The organism is Bacillus taeanensis, from assembly GCF_003318295.1.
In the GTDB taxonomy this organism is placed as follows: Bacteria; Bacillota; Bacilli; order Bacillales; family UBA6769; genus Maribacillus; species Maribacillus taeanensis.
In genome coordinates this window covers 44,562-59,932 of sequence record NZ_QOCW01000016.1, presented here as the reverse complement: position 1 = coordinate 59,932, position 15,371 = coordinate 44,562, and the positions used below count along the sequence as shown (strand labels likewise).

Annotated in this window: 13 protein-coding genes; 9 read left to right on the top strand and 4 right to left on the bottom strand. The window is 38.1% G+C overall.

Features of this window, described 5'->3' with window-relative positions; all coding sequences use genetic code 11:
• The first annotated feature begins 90 nt into the window (after positions 1–90).
• From DS031_RS14805 to DS031_RS14795, 3 genes are all read left to right on the top strand, one after another.
• Positions 91–768 (top strand): NAD(P)H-dependent oxidoreductase, encoded by a 678-nt coding sequence (locus DS031_RS14805; RefSeq protein ID WP_113806853.1) that lies wholly within the window; start codon positions 91–93, stop codon positions 766–768.
• Positions 769–1,022: 254 nt separating this feature from the next.
• A complete protein-coding gene (gene fabV, locus DS031_RS14800) occupies positions 1,023–2,207 on the top strand; it encodes an enoyl-ACP reductase FabV (protein ID WP_113806852.1) in 1,185 nt (394 codons plus the stop codon).
• Positions 2,208–2,401: 194 nt separating this feature from the next.
• Complete coding sequence (locus tag DS031_RS14795; protein ID WP_113806851.1) at positions 2,402–3,820, top strand: NAD-dependent succinate-semialdehyde dehydrogenase; 1,419 nt, start codon at positions 2,402–2,404, stop codon at positions 3,818–3,820.
• 127 nt (positions 3,821–3,947) lie between these two features.
• Here the strand turns inward: DS031_RS14795 and DS031_RS14790 are convergent, their stop codons facing one another.
• The 3 genes from DS031_RS14790 to DS031_RS14780 form a co-directional block, all read right to left on the bottom strand.
• Complete coding sequence (locus tag DS031_RS14790) at positions 3,948–5,057, bottom strand: PAS domain-containing sensor histidine kinase (protein WP_113806850.1); 1,110 nt, start codon at positions 5,055–5,057, stop codon at positions 3,948–3,950.
• Positions 5,050–5,703 (bottom strand): response regulator transcription factor, encoded by a 654-nt coding sequence (locus tag DS031_RS14785; protein WP_113806849.1) that lies wholly within the window; start codon positions 5,701–5,703, stop codon positions 5,050–5,052. Before DS031_RS14785 ends, DS031_RS14790 begins: the two co-directional genes overlap by 8 nt.
• A gap of 118 nt (positions 5,704–5,821) precedes the next feature.
• Positions 5,822–6,259 (bottom strand): GAF domain-containing protein, encoded by a 438-nt coding sequence (locus DS031_RS14780; protein WP_113806848.1) that lies wholly within the window; start codon positions 6,257–6,259, stop codon positions 5,822–5,824.
• 389 nt (positions 6,260–6,648) lie between these two features.
• Between DS031_RS14780 and DS031_RS14775 the strand changes: the two genes are divergently transcribed.
• Positions 6,649–7,404, top strand: a complete 756-nt coding sequence (locus DS031_RS14775) for a Crp/Fnr family transcriptional regulator (RefSeq protein WP_113806847.1) — start codon at positions 6,649–6,651, stop codon at positions 7,402–7,404.
• A 562-nt stretch (positions 7,405–7,966) separates the two neighbouring features.
• On the opposite strand, the gene DS031_RS14770 is transcribed toward DS031_RS14775, so the two are convergent.
• On the bottom strand, positions 7,967–8,449 hold the full coding sequence (locus DS031_RS14770; protein WP_181833179.1) for a universal stress protein: 483 nt from the start codon (positions 8,447–8,449) through the stop codon (positions 7,967–7,969).
• Between the two features lie 243 nt (positions 8,450–8,692).
• On the opposite strand from DS031_RS14770, the gene DS031_RS14765 reads away from it, so the two are divergent.
• From DS031_RS14765 to pflA, 5 genes are all read left to right on the top strand, one after another.
• A complete protein-coding gene (locus DS031_RS14765) occupies positions 8,693–9,127 on the top strand; it encodes a universal stress protein (RefSeq protein WP_113806845.1) in 435 nt (144 codons plus the stop codon).
• 129 nt (positions 9,128–9,256) lie between these two features.
• Positions 9,257–9,406 carry a Fur-regulated basic protein FbpA gene (locus DS031_RS14760; protein WP_113806844.1) on the top strand — a complete coding sequence of 50 codons (150 nt, stop codon included), beginning with the start codon at positions 9,257–9,259 and terminating at the stop codon, positions 9,404–9,406.
• Positions 9,407–9,624: 218 nt separating this feature from the next.
• Complete coding sequence (gene adhE, locus DS031_RS14755; protein WP_113806843.1) at positions 9,625–12,228, top strand: bifunctional acetaldehyde-CoA/alcohol dehydrogenase; 2,604 nt, start codon at positions 9,625–9,627, stop codon at positions 12,226–12,228.
• A gap of 94 nt (positions 12,229–12,322) precedes the next feature.
• A complete protein-coding gene (gene pflB / locus DS031_RS14750) occupies positions 12,323–14,593 on the top strand; it encodes a formate C-acetyltransferase (RefSeq protein ID WP_113806842.1) in 2,271 nt (756 codons plus the stop codon).
• A 5-nt stretch (positions 14,594–14,598) separates the two neighbouring features.
• The gene (gene pflA / locus DS031_RS14745; protein WP_113806841.1) at positions 14,599–15,318 is read left to right on the top strand and encodes a pyruvate formate-lyase-activating protein; all 720 of its coding nucleotides are present in this window, start codon (positions 14,599–14,601) and stop codon (positions 15,316–15,318) included.
• Positions 15,319–15,371 lie beyond the last annotated feature (53 nt).

Genomic DNA, 15,371 nt, shown 5'->3' with positions numbered 1-15,371 from the left:
CAGTTGGCTAATACTAATTTCATGAAAAAATGATTATCTTATGTTACTTTAAAAAAGAAAGAACATATCAAAGAAAAAGGAGCTATAATTATGCGTGAAAAAGAAGTGTTAAAAGAAGACATACTCAATGCATTCCACTCTAGACATGCGACAAAAGAATTTGATCCAAACAAAAAAGTTGCTGACGATGATTTTCGGTTTATTTTAGAAACAGCGCGTTTATCGCCAAGTTCTTTTGGATTTGAGCCTTGGCGCTTTGTTGTTGTACAAAACCCTGATCTTCGCGAGAAAATTAAAAATACCGCTTGGGGAGCGTATGGGAAGCTGCCGGAAGCGAGTCATTTTGTGATTATTTTAGCTCGTACAAAGGTTGATACAAAGTATGATTCTGATTACTTAAGACATCATTTTCAAACTATTAAACAGCTGCCGGAAGATCATATGGCCAAATATCTTCAAAGAATTGAAGAATTTCAAAAAAATGATTTTAATTTGCTTGATGGAGAGCGTCCGCTTCATGATTGGGCATCAAAGCAAACTTACATAGCGCTTGCCAATATGATGACAGCTGCCGCGCAAATTGGCATTGATTCTTGTCCGATTGAAGGCTTTGGTGTTGAAAAAATGAATGAATTGTTAGAGGAAGAAGGCTTATTAGAAGATGGACATTTTACGATTTCTGTTATGGTTGCCTTCGGTTATCGCGTGAAAGAGCCAAATCCAAAAACACGGAGACCATATGATGACATTGTGAAGTGGATTGAATAAGTAATTTTGATGGAAAAGATTTTAAGAGCTTGGAACTTTCCAAGCTCTTTTTTGTTTTCATCTTCATCTTTTTTTATAAAGGGATTATGAAGAACAAGATAGAATAGTTACAAATAAAGCTGGACTTTTTTCATTGACAATTATACTAATACCAATACTCTCACCACTTAATTTTTAAACGGAAATTTGAAGTGGCGGGCTCTTGCCTAATATTGATAGACCTGATAAATTTGATAGAGAAAGGATTTGATAAAATGATTATTCAACCGAAAATTCGTGGTTTTATTTGTACAACCGCTCATCCTGCTGGGTGTGCCGAGCATGTGCAAGAACAAATTGATTATGTGAAAAAACAGCCGAAAGTAGATGGACCAAAAAAAGTATTAGTCATTGGTGCTTCGACAGGTTACGGATTAGCCTCTCGTATTTCCGCAACATTTGGCGCAGGCGCTGATACAATCGGTGTTTTCTTTGAGAAACCAGGTTCAGAAAAACGCACTGCAACAGCAGGCTATTACAATACGATTGCTTTTGAAAAAGAGGCAAGAGAAGCAGGATATGTCGCAAAAAGCATTAACGGTGACGCGTTTTCTGATCAGTTAAAAGAAGAAACGATCGAATTAATTAAAGAAGAGTTTGGACAAGTTGACTTAGTTGTATACAGCTTGGCTTCCCCAAAAAGAATGCATCCGCGTACAGGTGAACTCTTTTCTTCTGTAATTAAGCCAATCGGAAATACATATACAAACAAAACGGTTAATGTTCACAGCGGTGAAGTAACCGATGTAACGGTTGAGCCGGCAAATGAAGAAGAAATACAACAAACAGTCGCTGTAATGGGCGGAGAAGATTGGGAAATGTGGATGAAAGCATTAAATGAAGCTGGTGTATTAGCTGAAGGAGCAAAAACTGTTGCTTATTCTTATATCGGCCCTGAAATTACGAGAGCAGTCTATCGTGATGGAACAATTGGCAGAGCAAAAGACCATCTTGAAAAAACCGCTCACGAATTGGATCAGTATTTAAGCAGTATTGGCGGAAGCGCGTTTGTTTCTGTTAATAAAGCGTTAGTTACCCAATCAAGTGCGGCGATTCCTGTTGTACCGCTTTATATTTCACTTCTTTACAAAGTGATGAAAGAGAAAGATCTTCATGAAGGATGTATTGAACAGATGTACCGCTTGTTTGCGGAGCGTCTCTACACTGAAGGAGAAACTCCAGTCGATGAAGAGGGCCGCATTCGTGTCGATGATCTTGAAATGAAAGAAGATATTCAAGCTGAAGTGGCTGCTTTATGGGAAAAAGTGAATACAGAGAACTTAGAGGACATTTCCGATATTGAAGGCTATCGTTCAGAGTTCCTAAGATTGTTTGGTTTTGGGTTAGAAGGAATTGATTATGATCAGGAAGTAGATCCTAGTATCGAGCTTAAAGCTTAATAGTTAATAAGACAAAAAAGGAGTTAGCCTAAAAAGGTAGCTCCTTTTTTGATGTTTTATAATGTTTTTTCTACATGGTTATGCAGAAAGTTAACGTTTAATAAACAAGAATAAGAGGAATATAAAAAAAATTATCGAAAGGTGTAGAAGTGAGGAATAGAAAAGCATTATACATACAAGAGAGGAGTTTCACTATGCAAAATTACGGCATCTATATTAACGGTGAATGGATTGGACAAGATTTTGAAAGAGTTGAAGTAACAAATCCAGCAACAAGCGAGATCATCGCCACGGTACCAAAAGGAGGCGCAAAAGAAGCGAAGCAGGCAGTTGATGCAGCGCATGAAGCGTTTAAAGAATGGTCAAAGTATTCAGCGTATGAGCGTTCAGAGCTGATTCGAAAATGGCATGATTTAATTAATGAAAACAAAGAAGAACTCGCGAAAACGATGACAACCGAGCAGGGGAAACCGCTTCAAGAAGCGCTTGGAGAAATGACGTATGCGAATGGTTTCTTTTCTTGGTACGCAGAAGAAGCAAAACGAATTTATGGTGAAACAATTCCAGCAGCACAACGAAATAAGCGTCTTTTCGTCAATAAACAGCCTGTTGGTGTTGTCGCGGCGATTACACCATGGAATTTCCCTGCGGCAATGATTACGCGTAAAGTTGGACCAGCTTTAGCGGCGGGATGTACAGTCGTGATTAAACCAGCTAATTTAACACCGCTTACAGCGATTAAAATGGTCGAACTTGCGGAGAAAGCTGGTATTCCAAAAGGCGTTGTTAATTTAGTAATAGGCAGCTCGAAGGAAATTGGTCAAGTGTGGCTTGAAGACGAGCGCGTACGTAAAATCACATTTACAGGTTCCACTGAAGTTGGAAAGGAATTAATGAAAGGCTCAGCCCAAACAGTAAAAAAAGTATCGATGGAGCTTGGCGGTCATGCCCCTTTTATTATTATGGATGATGCTGACTTAGATAAGGCGGTAGAAGGCGTCGTGAATTCAAAATTCCGTAATGCCGGACAGACGTGTATTTGTTCAAACCGTATTTACGTGCATGAATCGATTTATGAATCATTTATTGAAAAGCTTGTTCCGAAAGTAAATGAACTTAAAGTAGGAAATGGACTTGACGAAGGGGTACAGGTAGGTCCTCTTATCGACGGAGCGGCTGTTGAAAAAGTGAAGAAACAAATCGAGGATGCTGTAAAGCAGGGAGCGAAAATCGAAACAGGCGGCGAAATAAAAGAAGGCTTATATATGGAACCAACTGTGTTATCAAATGTGCATGATGACATGACGTGTATGGTTGAAGAAACATTTGGACCGCTAGCACCAGTCACTTCTTTTAAAACAGAAGAAGAAGCGATTGAGCGTGCGAACAATTCAATTTATGGTCTCGCGGCTTATGTGTTCACAGAAAACATTTCGCGCGGCATCCGCATTACTGAAGCGCTTGAATATGGAATCATCGGCTTAAATGATGGGCTTCCTTCCACACCACAGGCGCCATTTGGTGGATTTAAACAAAGCGGTGTTGGACGTGAAGGTGGCCATTACGGCATTGAAGATTATTTAGAAGTGAAATACATTTCATTAGGTTTGTAAAAGGCTGTAAACGAACGTAAAATTAGCTATTAAACTTAAAAAGCGGCTGACTCTATTTAGAGTCAGCCGCTTTTTAAGTTGTTTATTATCAAATTTTCTTACACCAAGTAGGCAGGTATTTATTCAATTATTTCGGTACAGTGAGCGTAATCGCAGTTCCTCGTCCTGGAGCTGTTTCAATCTGAACTTGTCCGCCAATTCCTCGAACGCGCTCTTCGATACTAAACAGGCCAACACCATTGCCATCATGTTCTCGGATAAAGCCTTTTCCTTTATCAATAATATCGACGACTACATGTGTGTCTGTTTCCTTTAACGTAACGTTTGCTTCAGCTACATCTGCGTATTTGCCGATATTGGTGAGTGCCTCTTGAATCACACGATAAATGGCTGTTTCTTTTTGGATATGAAGGCGCTTTTTCCAATCGCAGGTAAACTGAACGGAAATTCCATAGTGCTTCGAAAAATTATCAATGTACTTACGTATAGCGGGAACAACACCGAGATCGTCTAGAACAGATGGGCGAAGTTCCCAAGCTAAGCTGCGTACATCCTCCATAATAAATGACACATCATTGCGGAGCTTTTCAAGTTTTTCGCTGCTTTTTTGATCACTGATCATTTGATCCAATTGAATAAGTAAAGAAAATAAACTTTGACCAATTCCGTCGTGAAGCTCGCGGGAAAAGCGTTTCCGTTCTTCCTCTTGAATACTCATTACGCGGTTCATCATTACTTTTAATTCTTCTTCCACGTGCTTTAATTTTGTCACTTCATTTCGTATTGCTAAATATTGATAGGGATGTCCGTTGTCATCTAAAAAAGGTACAATTGTTGTATTTACCCAATAATAGGTACCATCTTTTGCTTTATTTTTAATTTCACCCTGCCAAACTTGGCCTGAGGAAATGGTGCGCCATAAATTTCTCATAAAGGTTTTGTTATGATAACCAGAATTAATAATGCGGTGATCCTGTCCGAGCAGTTCATCACGGGAATATCTTGAGATCTGGCAAAACTTATCGTTTACATATTGAATACTGCCTTTTTGATCGGTTACCGCAACAATGGAAGATTCATCTAAAGCAAACTTAAGATCTGTTAGTTCTTTTAGTGCGTGTTTTAAATCAACGCGAAATGAAGGGTTTGTAATATGCTGGTCAAGCTGCTCCAGCAGGTCTTCTTCATTTTTTCCGATTGCTTTCCACTGCTGATTAAAATGATTTCCCTTAGTCAAAATTGAGCAGTCCTTTCTTTAACGCATACTTCACTAATTCTGGTCTTGTTTTTAAGCCGAGTTTTTCCATTAAGTTACTTTTATGTGTTTCAACCGTTTTTACACTAATCACAAGGTTTTCAGCAATTTCTTTATTTGTATAACCTTTCGAAATCCATTCTAATATTTCTGTCTCCCGATTAGACAGCGAATGTAAGGAGCTTGAATTTCCACCATTTTTAAAGCTTTCCATATATTCACCCATCAGCTGTTTTGTCGCAATCGGATTTAAATAGGCGCTCCCGCTCGAAACCATGTTTATAGCCGAAAGAAGTTCTTCATGAGGAGCGCTTTTTAACACATAACCAGAAGCACCGGCATGAATGGCTTGAAATAAGTATTCTTCGTCATCATGCATCGTTAAAATAAGAATTGCGGTATCAGGTAAAAGCTCTTTTAATTCTTTTGCGGCCGTTAATCCGTCCTTGCCATGAGGCATGCTTAAGTCCATTAATACAACATCCGGCTTGAGCTCTACAGCTTTTTTGATCGCTTCATCACCTTCTGAAGCTTCCGCAAGAACTTCGATATTGTTTTTGCCGTCTAGAAGCATCCTAAGTCCAGATCGAACGACAGCATGATCGTCCACAATAATGAGTTTAATCATTTTTTATACTCCCCCCAGCTGTATACCGTATACAACAAACTGTGAGTTATCTCACACATTAATAGTATTAAAAAAAATAAATCCTATCAATGGATTTATTAATTGTTTCATTATATTGTTAATGTTTTTGTATAGACAAGCTCATTCTCTCAGCAGTTTCTATGAAAAACTGAATCTCATTTTGCGTAAATGTTCGCATTGTTCTACTTCCAGCAAGGAGGACACCGACTATTTCGCCATTATTTTTAAGAGGGACAGAAACAGCAGACAGTAAGTTTTCAGCAATCATAATAGGATAATCAAGCCGCTTACGGGAGAGATCGGAAGTTGTGCTATCCAATATGATAGGAGACCCAAGGAGAACGGTCATCCCGGCTAATCCTTTTCCTATTTTCCCTACCATCTGTTTATAGCGATCGTTCCCATTCCCTGAAACATATCTCCAGCGGATCTCGCGGTTATCTTTATAAAGCCAAGCCAAGGCAGTAAAATCACTTGCCGTTTTTATCCGCAGGGAGTTCAGTTCTGATTCAATTTTTGCTTTTGTTGTCTCCATTTAGCTATCATCCCCATTATCCGTCCTACTTTTCTTTTATTTTAAATTTTTTTTAGGCTCTTGTACATTCGGGATATTCCCTGATTATTTTATAGGGGAAATTTCTACATATCCTCACCTTTATAGAAATCGTGTTAATGTTGAGTGATGTGTGCTTTCTATGAATTAAAATCCGTATAACTATGTTTCGATGGCTTATTCTTACGATGTTTCTCTCTATATCTTGTGTATTTACTTTCTTATTATTTTAGGTATTTCAGAAAGTTTGCTGTGATATACCTCACACATAATTAAGGGAATTCAATTAAAAGTTCAGGATATTCCCCGATTTTATTTAACGGTCGTAAAGCGTATGATAAGACTATAAAATTTAAAGGAGGAAGGTTCGGATGACAGTAAACTTTCTCAACAATAATAAAAATAATGAAAAACAAATAAAGACGTGTAGTAATGGTATTGGAGAATTTTTATCTAATGATCATTTAAATAAATTACAAAGTGTGATGGAAACTATAAAAGTGAAAGCAGGTACTTTTCTATTTTGGGAAGGGGACACGGCAGAGAAATTGTATTATGTTTGCTCTGGTAGAATAAAACTAAGAAAATCGACAGAAGATGGAAAAAGTTTGATGTTATCTATTTTAAACAAAGGTGATTTGGTGGGAGAATACGGTGGTCATGGCGAGACGATTTACAGCTGCAGCGCTGAAGTTAGCGAAAACGCAGAAATTGGTGTGATTAAGGTGAAAGATCTGGAAGAAATTCTGGCTCATTCTGGTCAGTTTGCGGTGGAGTTTATGAAATGGCTTGGCGTAAATTACCGAAAGAACGAATCAAAGTTTCGGGATTTACTGCTTTATGGCAAAGCTGGAGCACTTGCTTCTACCTTAATTCGTTTAAGCAACACATACGGAGGCAAGTCTAAGGATGGAATTAAGTTAAATATTAAGTTAACAAATGCTGAGCTTGCTGATTTTATTGGCACAACACGGGAAAGCGTAAACCGATTATTAAACGCATGGAAAGAAGAGGGAACGATTACGGTTGAAGGCGGCAAAATTGTGATTTTATGTTTAGAGACTTTACGGAGCGTTTGTAACTGTCCGGCATGTCCTGTTTGTCCGGTGGAAGTTTGCCGGATTTAATGCAGCTGTTTTTTTACAAATTTAGCATGATAATGATCGCCCAGAGTAGACGGTGTGTTGAAAAAGGGAAGCAAGGATCAAACAGGGCAGAGTATGCCTTCTATCGTTTTTGGAAAGAGTACCCCTTCCTCAAGGAATGTGAAGGGCGATCGCCCAATAAGTAGGGAGGGGGTGAATTTCCATCATTTATTACGAACGCAAGTACGTAATAAATGATATCATAATAGTTGTACATCCTTGTACATGCTCATTGAAAACTGAACATATAAGGTTGCAGCAGGAAAAGACGCTCTGCTGCGTAAAATGTTCAAGCCTAGAGAAGCCGAAGATGCGTGATACATGACTAGCACAACGTGTGAAAATGGTGCAGTAGGCTTATTAAAAGAAGTCCCAAAGGCAAGACCAATGGGATAGAGGAGTTGGGCGTATTTAGACCGCCAATGTGTCAACTCCACTAACGTTAAGCGTTCAGAAATGTTCGATACGTTAGAAACCCCCACTTCAAGCGTAGCTAAGTGGGAGGAGTATTCATCCAATGGTTTGATCCTTTTTTATATTCTTTTTACACATATTCTGAAAATCGTTTGATTGTTTTATTTGTTTGGTTATTCTTGTTGTTCAAAGGAACAATGATAACAGGAGATATTGAATCATGGAGAACACCATACGATACACTCCCTAAAATTTGCCCTTTGACAGGTCCCATTCCTCGTGAACCGAGCACAATATAGTCCGCTTTCATCTTATCAGCTAATTCACAAATTTCATGTTTTGGCTCTCCTATGCGAACGACTGTCTCATATTCCATTTCTTCTTCTTGAAGTAATTCAACTGCTGGATTTAACGCTTCTTGAGATAGCTGGTGCTGATAGTCTTTAATCGTCTCGTGACTAAAAAATAATCTCGTATGAATTGTATTAAAACTTGGCTGCACATTAACAAGAGTAAGGACTGCATCTAATTTTTTTGCTAGAGAGATCACTTCTTGTAAGGCATGAAGTGAATATTCTGATCCATCAATTCCAACTAAAATAGATTTGTTCATTTTTTTTACCGCCCTTCTAACTAGTAGATTGTTCCTTCTAAACATTGTATTGATAGATTCGATGTACTTTCTTAATGGTTAGTTTCTATATTTATTGTAGGTTTTTATAAATGACGATACTGTGACATAGAACACATTTTAGTGAAAAAAAGATAATAAAAGTGTGATATTTCTAACAGTTTTTATAAATGAAAGAGAATACAATCAAGATAAATCAAGGAATTATTAAAAGGAGTGGAAAGTATGGCAAACGATTATAATCATATTTTAGCTGCTGTTGATGGATCGGATTCTGCTAAAAAAGCATTTCAAAAAGCATTAAAAATTGCAAAACAGCATGAAGCTTCTCTTACGATTGTGCATGTTATTGATACAACCGATTATTCCGCATTTGAACTCTACAATATTGCAACAGAACGCGCTGAGGATCGTGCAAACAAGATAATGGAAGAATACCGGAAAGAAGCTCAAGAGGAAGATATTGTCAAGGTTGAAACAATTATTGAATACGGTTCACCGAAACGAAAAATCGCCAAAGAAATTGCCCCGAAACATGAAATTGATTTAATTGTTTGCGGTGCAACCGGCATTCACGGTCTCGACCGTCTTTTTATCGGAAGTGTATCTGAACATATTACTCGCTATGCAAAGTGTGATGTGCTTGTTGTAAAAGGCTAACGAGAGGCTGTTTCAAAAGCATAGGTTCAACCCCTCTTCATCAGAAGGTTTGAACCTGATGCAAACCTCTATATTCTTTTAAATTAAATTTCATATTAAAAAAGAAACAGTGAAAGGAGAGAGAAGACAATGGATCAATCTTTGAAATTAGGAAAGGAGTTAATCATTAATAATCTTATCGCATATGGGATTTATAAAATGAATGATGGACGACACCTTTATGAAGCTTCTTTAAATGAGTTGGAAACAGCATATAAAAATATCATTATGAATCATTAAATAAACAATCTATTAATTTTTAAAAAAATATGAGAAGGTGTGATAAATATCACAGCATCCGTAACTGACTACTCATATAATTGCCTTATAGAAAAGGTTATTACAGATCAGAATAGTCTTTTCAAAACAATTTTATCAAAACTTGTGAATAAATTCACAAAACATATTTTTTTACATAATATTGTGAAGTTATTCACAAAAGTGTAGGGGGGATAAAAATGGCAGTAGACAAAAAGGTAATGGACACCAAAGAGCATGTCGTCAAAATGATTGATTCACTTGTTCAATCCGCTAAAAAAGCGCATCAGGAGTTTATGTCGTTTGATCAAGAAGCGGTTGATAAGATTGTGAAGGAAATGGCGTTAGCAGGGTTGGATAAACACATGGTCTTAGCGAAACTTGCAGTGGAAGAAACAAAAAGAGGCGTTTATGAAGATAAAATTATGAAGAACTTATTTGCGACCGAGTACATTTATCACAACATTAAATATGATAAAACAGTTGGTGTGATTAATGAAAATGAGCATGAAGGCATTGTCGAAATTGCTGAACCGGTCGGTGTTATTGCTGGTGTCACACCTGTCACAAATCCTACATCAACAACAATGTTTAAAGCGTTAATTGCTATTAAAACACGCAATCCGATCATCTTTGCTTTTCATCCTTCTGCACAAAAGTCTAGTGCTGAAGCGGCAAGAACATTACTAGAAGCCGCAGTAAAAGCAGGGGCGCCAAAAGATTGCATCCAATGGATTGAAAAGCCTTCTGTAGAGGCAACACAGCAGCTGATGAACCATGATGGTGTCGCAATTGTTCTCGCGACAGGTGGAAGCGGCATGGTGAAATCAGCATACAGCACCGGAAAGCCGGCATTAGGTGTTGGACCAGGTAATGTTCCTTGTTACATTGAAAAAACAGCAGACATTAAGCGCTCAGTCAATGATCTAGTAATGTCCAAAACATTTGACAATGGAATGATTTGTGCGTCAGAGCAAGCAGTTATTATTGATAAAGAAATTTACAATGATGTAAAAAATGAACTAGTCAGCAATAAATGCTACTTCTTAAATGAAGAAGAAAAAAGCAAAGTTGAAAAGCTTGTAATTAATGAAAATAGTTGTGCTGTAAACGGACAAATTGTTGGACAACCTGCCTATCAAATTGCCGAAATGGCAGGGGTCACAGTTCCAGAAGATACAAAAATTTTAATTGCTGAACTGAAGGGAGTCGGTTCTAAATATCCGCTGTCTCGAGAAAAGTTAAGTCCGGTACTTGCCTGCTATAAAGCTAATAACACAGAAGAAGGATTAAAGCTTGCTGAAGACATGCTCGAATTTGGCGGACTTGGACACTCAGCAGTGATTCATTCTAATGATGATCACGTTATTTATGAATTCGGCAAACGAATGAAGGCGAGCCGCATTATTGTGAATTCCCCTTCTTCTCAAGGGGCAATCGGTGATATTTATAATGCTTATATGCCATCTTTAACACTTGGATGCGGAACCTTTGGTCGAAATTCGGTTGCTGCTAATGTCACATCTATTCATTTAATCAATGTGAAAAAAATGGCGAAAAGAAGTGTCAATATGCAGTGGTTTAAAGTACCGCCCAAAATTTATTTTGAAAAAAACGCAACAAAATATCTTGAAAAAATGCCAAACATTAAAAGAGCCTTTATTGTAACAGATCCAAGTATGGTGAAGATCGGCTATGTCGATAAAGTGCTTTACTATTTACGAAAACGTCCAGATTATGTGCATTGCGAAATTTTTTCAGACGTTGAACCAGATCCATCAATCGATACGGTGATGAATGGAACCGAGTTAATGAAACAATTTGAACCAGATGTGATTATCGCGCTAGGCGGAGGATCTGCAATGGATGCCGCTAAAGGAATGTGGCTTTTCTATGAAAATCCTGACGTAGACTTCAATGGACTAAAACAGAAATTTTTAGATATTCGCAAGCGTGTTTTTAAATATCCAACTCTTGGTACAAAAGCGCAATTTGTTGCAATTCCAACAACATCAGGAACAGGTTCAGAAGTAACATCTTTTTCCGTTATTACAGATAAGGAAACGAACATGAAATACCCGCTTGCTGATTACGAATTAACACCAGATGTCGCGATTATCGACCCGCAATATGTGCAAACTGTTCCAAAGCATATTACCGCAGACACAGGAATGGACGTATTAACACATGCGATTGAAGCCTATGTGTCAAACATGGCAAATGATTATACAGATGGATTGGCAATGAAAGCCATTCAGCTTGTGTTTGAATATTTACCGAGAGCTTATCACAATGGAAATGATGAACTTGCTCGTGAAAAAATGCACAATGCTTCAACAATTGCAGGGATGGCCTTTGCAAATGCATTCCTCGGTATTAATCACAGCTTGGCACATAAATTAGGTGCAGAATTTCATATTGCGCATGGTCGAGCTAATACGATTTTATTGCCGCATGTCATACGTTATAACGCGGAAAAGCCAACAAAATTTACATCATTTCCAAAATATGAATATTTTATTGCAGACCAACGTTATGCTGAAATTGCTAGAATGCTAGGACTTCGGGCTAATACTACTTCAGAAGGTGTTGAAAGTCTTGTCCAAGCGATTATTAAACTAGCAAGAGAATTAAATATTCCATTAAGCATTGAAGCATGCGGAATTGATAAAAAAGAGTTTGAAGAGAAAGTAGAACGTTTAGCTGAGCGTGCATTTGAAGATCAATGTACAACAGCAAATCCTAGGCTGCCGCTCGTAAAAGAATTGGCAGCAATTTATAAAAACGCTTATAAAGGTGTGTAACAGTAACGGTTTAGAAGATTGGATTTGTCTCAAAATAGGGATCAATCCCTATTTTGAGACAGTCTTCACACAAATAAAAAAGGAGGAAATTACAATGTCAGTAGAAGAAAGACATTTGAATGCTGGTTATGTGCAGGAAGCCGCTTGGAAAGGGTTTAAATCAGGAGACTGGACAGAGTCAATAAATGTAAGAGACTTTATTGTGAAAAACTGGGAACCTTACATGGAAAATGAAGATTTTCTTATGGCTCCTACTGAAAAAACGACAAAACTTTGGAATCGAGTAATGGAGTTAATGCTTAAAGAGCGAGAAAACGGCGGTTTACTTGATGTCGATACAAAAACCGTTTCGACGATTACATCACATAATGCAGGTTATATTGATAAACAGCTTGAAGAAGTGGTTGGTTTACAAACAGATGCACCGTTAAAGCGTTCCATTCAACCGTTTGGCGGTATTCGTATGATGAAGGATTCTTGTGAGGCTTACGGCTTTTCACTCGATCCCGAAATCGAAAAAATCTTTACGGATTATCGCAAAACACATAACCAGGGAGTTTTTGATGCCTATACACCAGAAATGAAAAAAGCACGAAAAGCTGGTATTGTTACGGGACTGCCGGATGCGTATGGAAGAGGACGAATTATTGGTGATTACCGCCGGGTTGCACTTTACGGGGGTGACCGCTTAATAGAGGAAAAGAAAAAAGAACTAGCTTTACTAGAACAAGATGTTATGTCAGAAGAAGTCATTCGCGCCCGTGAAGAATTATCAGAACAAGTTCGTGCACTAAAGGAACTGAAAAAAATGGCCGCATCATATGGTTATGATATTTCATATCCGGCACGAAATTCTAAAGAAGCCGTTCAATGGTTATATTTTGCCTACCTTGCAGCAATTAAAGAACAAAATGGTGCAGCAATGAGTTTAGGTCGTGTTTCAACCTTTCTTGATATTTATTTTGAACGTGATCTCGAAAAAGAACTGATGTCAGAAGAAGAAATTCAGGAACTTGTTGATCATTTTGTCATGAAGCTTCGTTTAGTGAAATTCTTGCGTACACCAGAATACAATGAGCTGTTTAGCGGTGACCCAACATGGGTAACTGAATCAATCGGCGGTATGTCCTTAGATGGAAGAACGTTAGTAACAAAAACATCCTACCGCTTTTTGCATACGTTAGATAACTTAGGACCAGCTCCCGAACCAAACTTAACCGTATTATGGTCAACGAAGCTTCCTGAAAACTTTAAAGCTTATTGTGCAAAAATGTCGATTAAAACAAGCTCCGTTCAATATGAAAATGATGATCTTATGAGAGAAGAGTATGGCGATGATTATGGCATTGCCTGCTGCGTATCGGCAATGAGAATCGGAAAGCAAATGCAGTTTTTCGGCGCCCGTGCAAACCTAGCAAAAGCACTGCTTTATGCGATCAACGGCGGTGTCGATGAAAAGTTAAAAATCCAAGTTGGGCCAAAATATCGACCGATTACTTCTGATGTATTGAACTACGAGGAAGTCGTACAAGCTTATGATGAAATGCTTGATTGGTTAGCAAAGTTATATATGAATACATTAAATGTGATTCATTACATGCATGACAAATATTCATACGAACGCTTGGAAATGGCGCTTCATGATAAAGATATTGTTCGAACAATGGCCTGCGGTATTGCCGGCTTATCCGTTGTTGCTGATTCACTTAGTGCGATTAAATATGCAAAAGTAAAAGTGTTAAGAGATGAAAATGGTATCGCAACTGATTTTGAAATTGAAGGTGATTATCCGAAATACGGCAACAATGATCCAAGAGTCGATCAAATTGCGCAAGATCTTGTGAAAACATTTATGAATAAACTGCGCAAACAGCCAACTTATCGAAACGCCATTCCAACACAATCTGTTTTAACGATTACATCAAATGTTGTGTACGGTAAGAAAACAGGGAATACTCCTGATGGAAGAAAAGCCGGGGAACCATTCGCTCCGGGCGCAAATCCGCTTCACGGACGTGATCAAAAAGGAGCGCTTGCATCGCTGAACTCTGTTGCAAAAATTCCTTATGAAGAATGCCAAGATGGTATTTCCTGCACATTCTCGATTGTACCAAAAGCACTTGGAAAAGAGCCGCAAACACAAGTTAATAACCTTGCTTTTATATTAGACGGATATATGGCACAGAAGGGACATCATTTGAATATCAATGTGCTTGTTCGCGAAACATTATTAGATGCGATGGAGCACCCTGAAAAGTATCCACAGTTAACGATTCGTGTATCTGGCTATGCAGTTAACTTCATTAAATTAACGCGGGAACAGCAAATCGATGTGATTAATCGAACATTCCATGAAAGTTTATGATCAATATGAAAGGGAGAATTCATTCAGTCGAATCATGCGGCACGGTTGATGGGCCTGGTTTACGGTTTGTCGTCTTTTTACAAGGGTGCCCGCTGCGCTGTATTTATTGTCACAATCCTGATACGTGGAATACAAAAGGCGGAAAGGTGGTTGATTCGAACGAGTTAATAGAGGAAATGAAAGACTATTTACCTTATATGAAGTTCTCTAATGGAGGTATTACGTTAAGCGGCGGTGAGCCGCTTCTCCAACCTGATTTTGTTCTTGATTTGTTTACGAAATGTAAGGAGCTTGGAATTCATACGACACTTGATACAGCAGGCTCGGTTCATCCGGCAAATTTAAAGGAAATCTTAAACGTAACAGACCTTGTTTTGCTCGATATAAAGCATATTGATAACAGAAAGCATAAAGAAATTACAGGGTTGTCTAACCGGAATACATTAAAATTCGCGAAATTGTTAGATGAACAAGAAATCCCAATGTGGGTTCGCCACGTGCTGATTCTAGGTTATACAAATGATGAGAAAGATTTAACCGAGCTTGGTAACTTTTTATCATCACTACATCACGTGCAAAAAGTTGAAGTTCTTCCATATCATAAAATGGGTGAATATAAGTGGGAAGCGTTAGGGTTGAACAATCAATTAACTGAGCTGTCACCGCCGTCAAACGAAGAAGTTGAAAAGGCTTATCGCTTACTTACTAAAAAGCTTATACGATGAGGAATAGTTAACACCCAGCTTTATTTACAGTTTCTTGTGAAATAAATCACAAG

Coding starts and splice junctions, on each gene's coding strand:
- DS031_RS14760 (WP_113806844.1), top strand. CDS start 9,257: ATGGATCAATCTTTGAAATTAGGAAAGGAGTTAATCATTAATAATCTT.
- DS031_RS14765 (WP_113806845.1), top strand. CDS start 8,693: ATGGCAAACGATTATAATCATATTTTAGCTGCTGTTGATGGATCGGAT.
- DS031_RS14805 (WP_113806853.1), top strand. CDS start 91: ATGCGTGAAAAAGAAGTGTTAAAAGAAGACATACTCAATGCATTCCAC.
- adhE (WP_113806843.1), top strand. CDS start 9,625: ATGGCAGTAGACAAAAAGGTAATGGACACCAAAGAGCATGTCGTCAAA.
- DS031_RS14780 (WP_113806848.1), bottom strand. CDS start 6,259: ATGGAGACAACAAAAGCAAAAATTGAATCAGAACTGAACTCCCTGCGG.
- DS031_RS14770 (WP_181833179.1), bottom strand. CDS start 8,449: ATGAACAAATCTATTTTAGTTGGAATTGATGGATCAGAATATTCACTT.
- pflA (WP_113806841.1), top strand. CDS start 14,599: ATGAAAGGGAGAATTCATTCAGTCGAATCATGCGGCACGGTTGATGGG.
- DS031_RS14785 (WP_113806849.1), bottom strand. CDS start 5,703: ATGATTAAACTCATTATTGTGGACGATCATGCTGTCGTTCGATCTGGA.
- pflB (WP_113806842.1), top strand. CDS start 12,323: ATGTCAGTAGAAGAAAGACATTTGAATGCTGGTTATGTGCAGGAAGCC.
- DS031_RS14775 (WP_113806847.1), top strand. CDS start 6,649: ATGACAGTAAACTTTCTCAACAATAATAAAAATAATGAAAAACAAATA.
- DS031_RS14795 (WP_113806851.1), top strand. CDS start 2,402: ATGCAAAATTACGGCATCTATATTAACGGTGAATGGATTGGACAAGAT.
- fabV (WP_113806852.1), top strand. CDS start 1,023: ATGATTATTCAACCGAAAATTCGTGGTTTTATTTGTACAACCGCTCAT.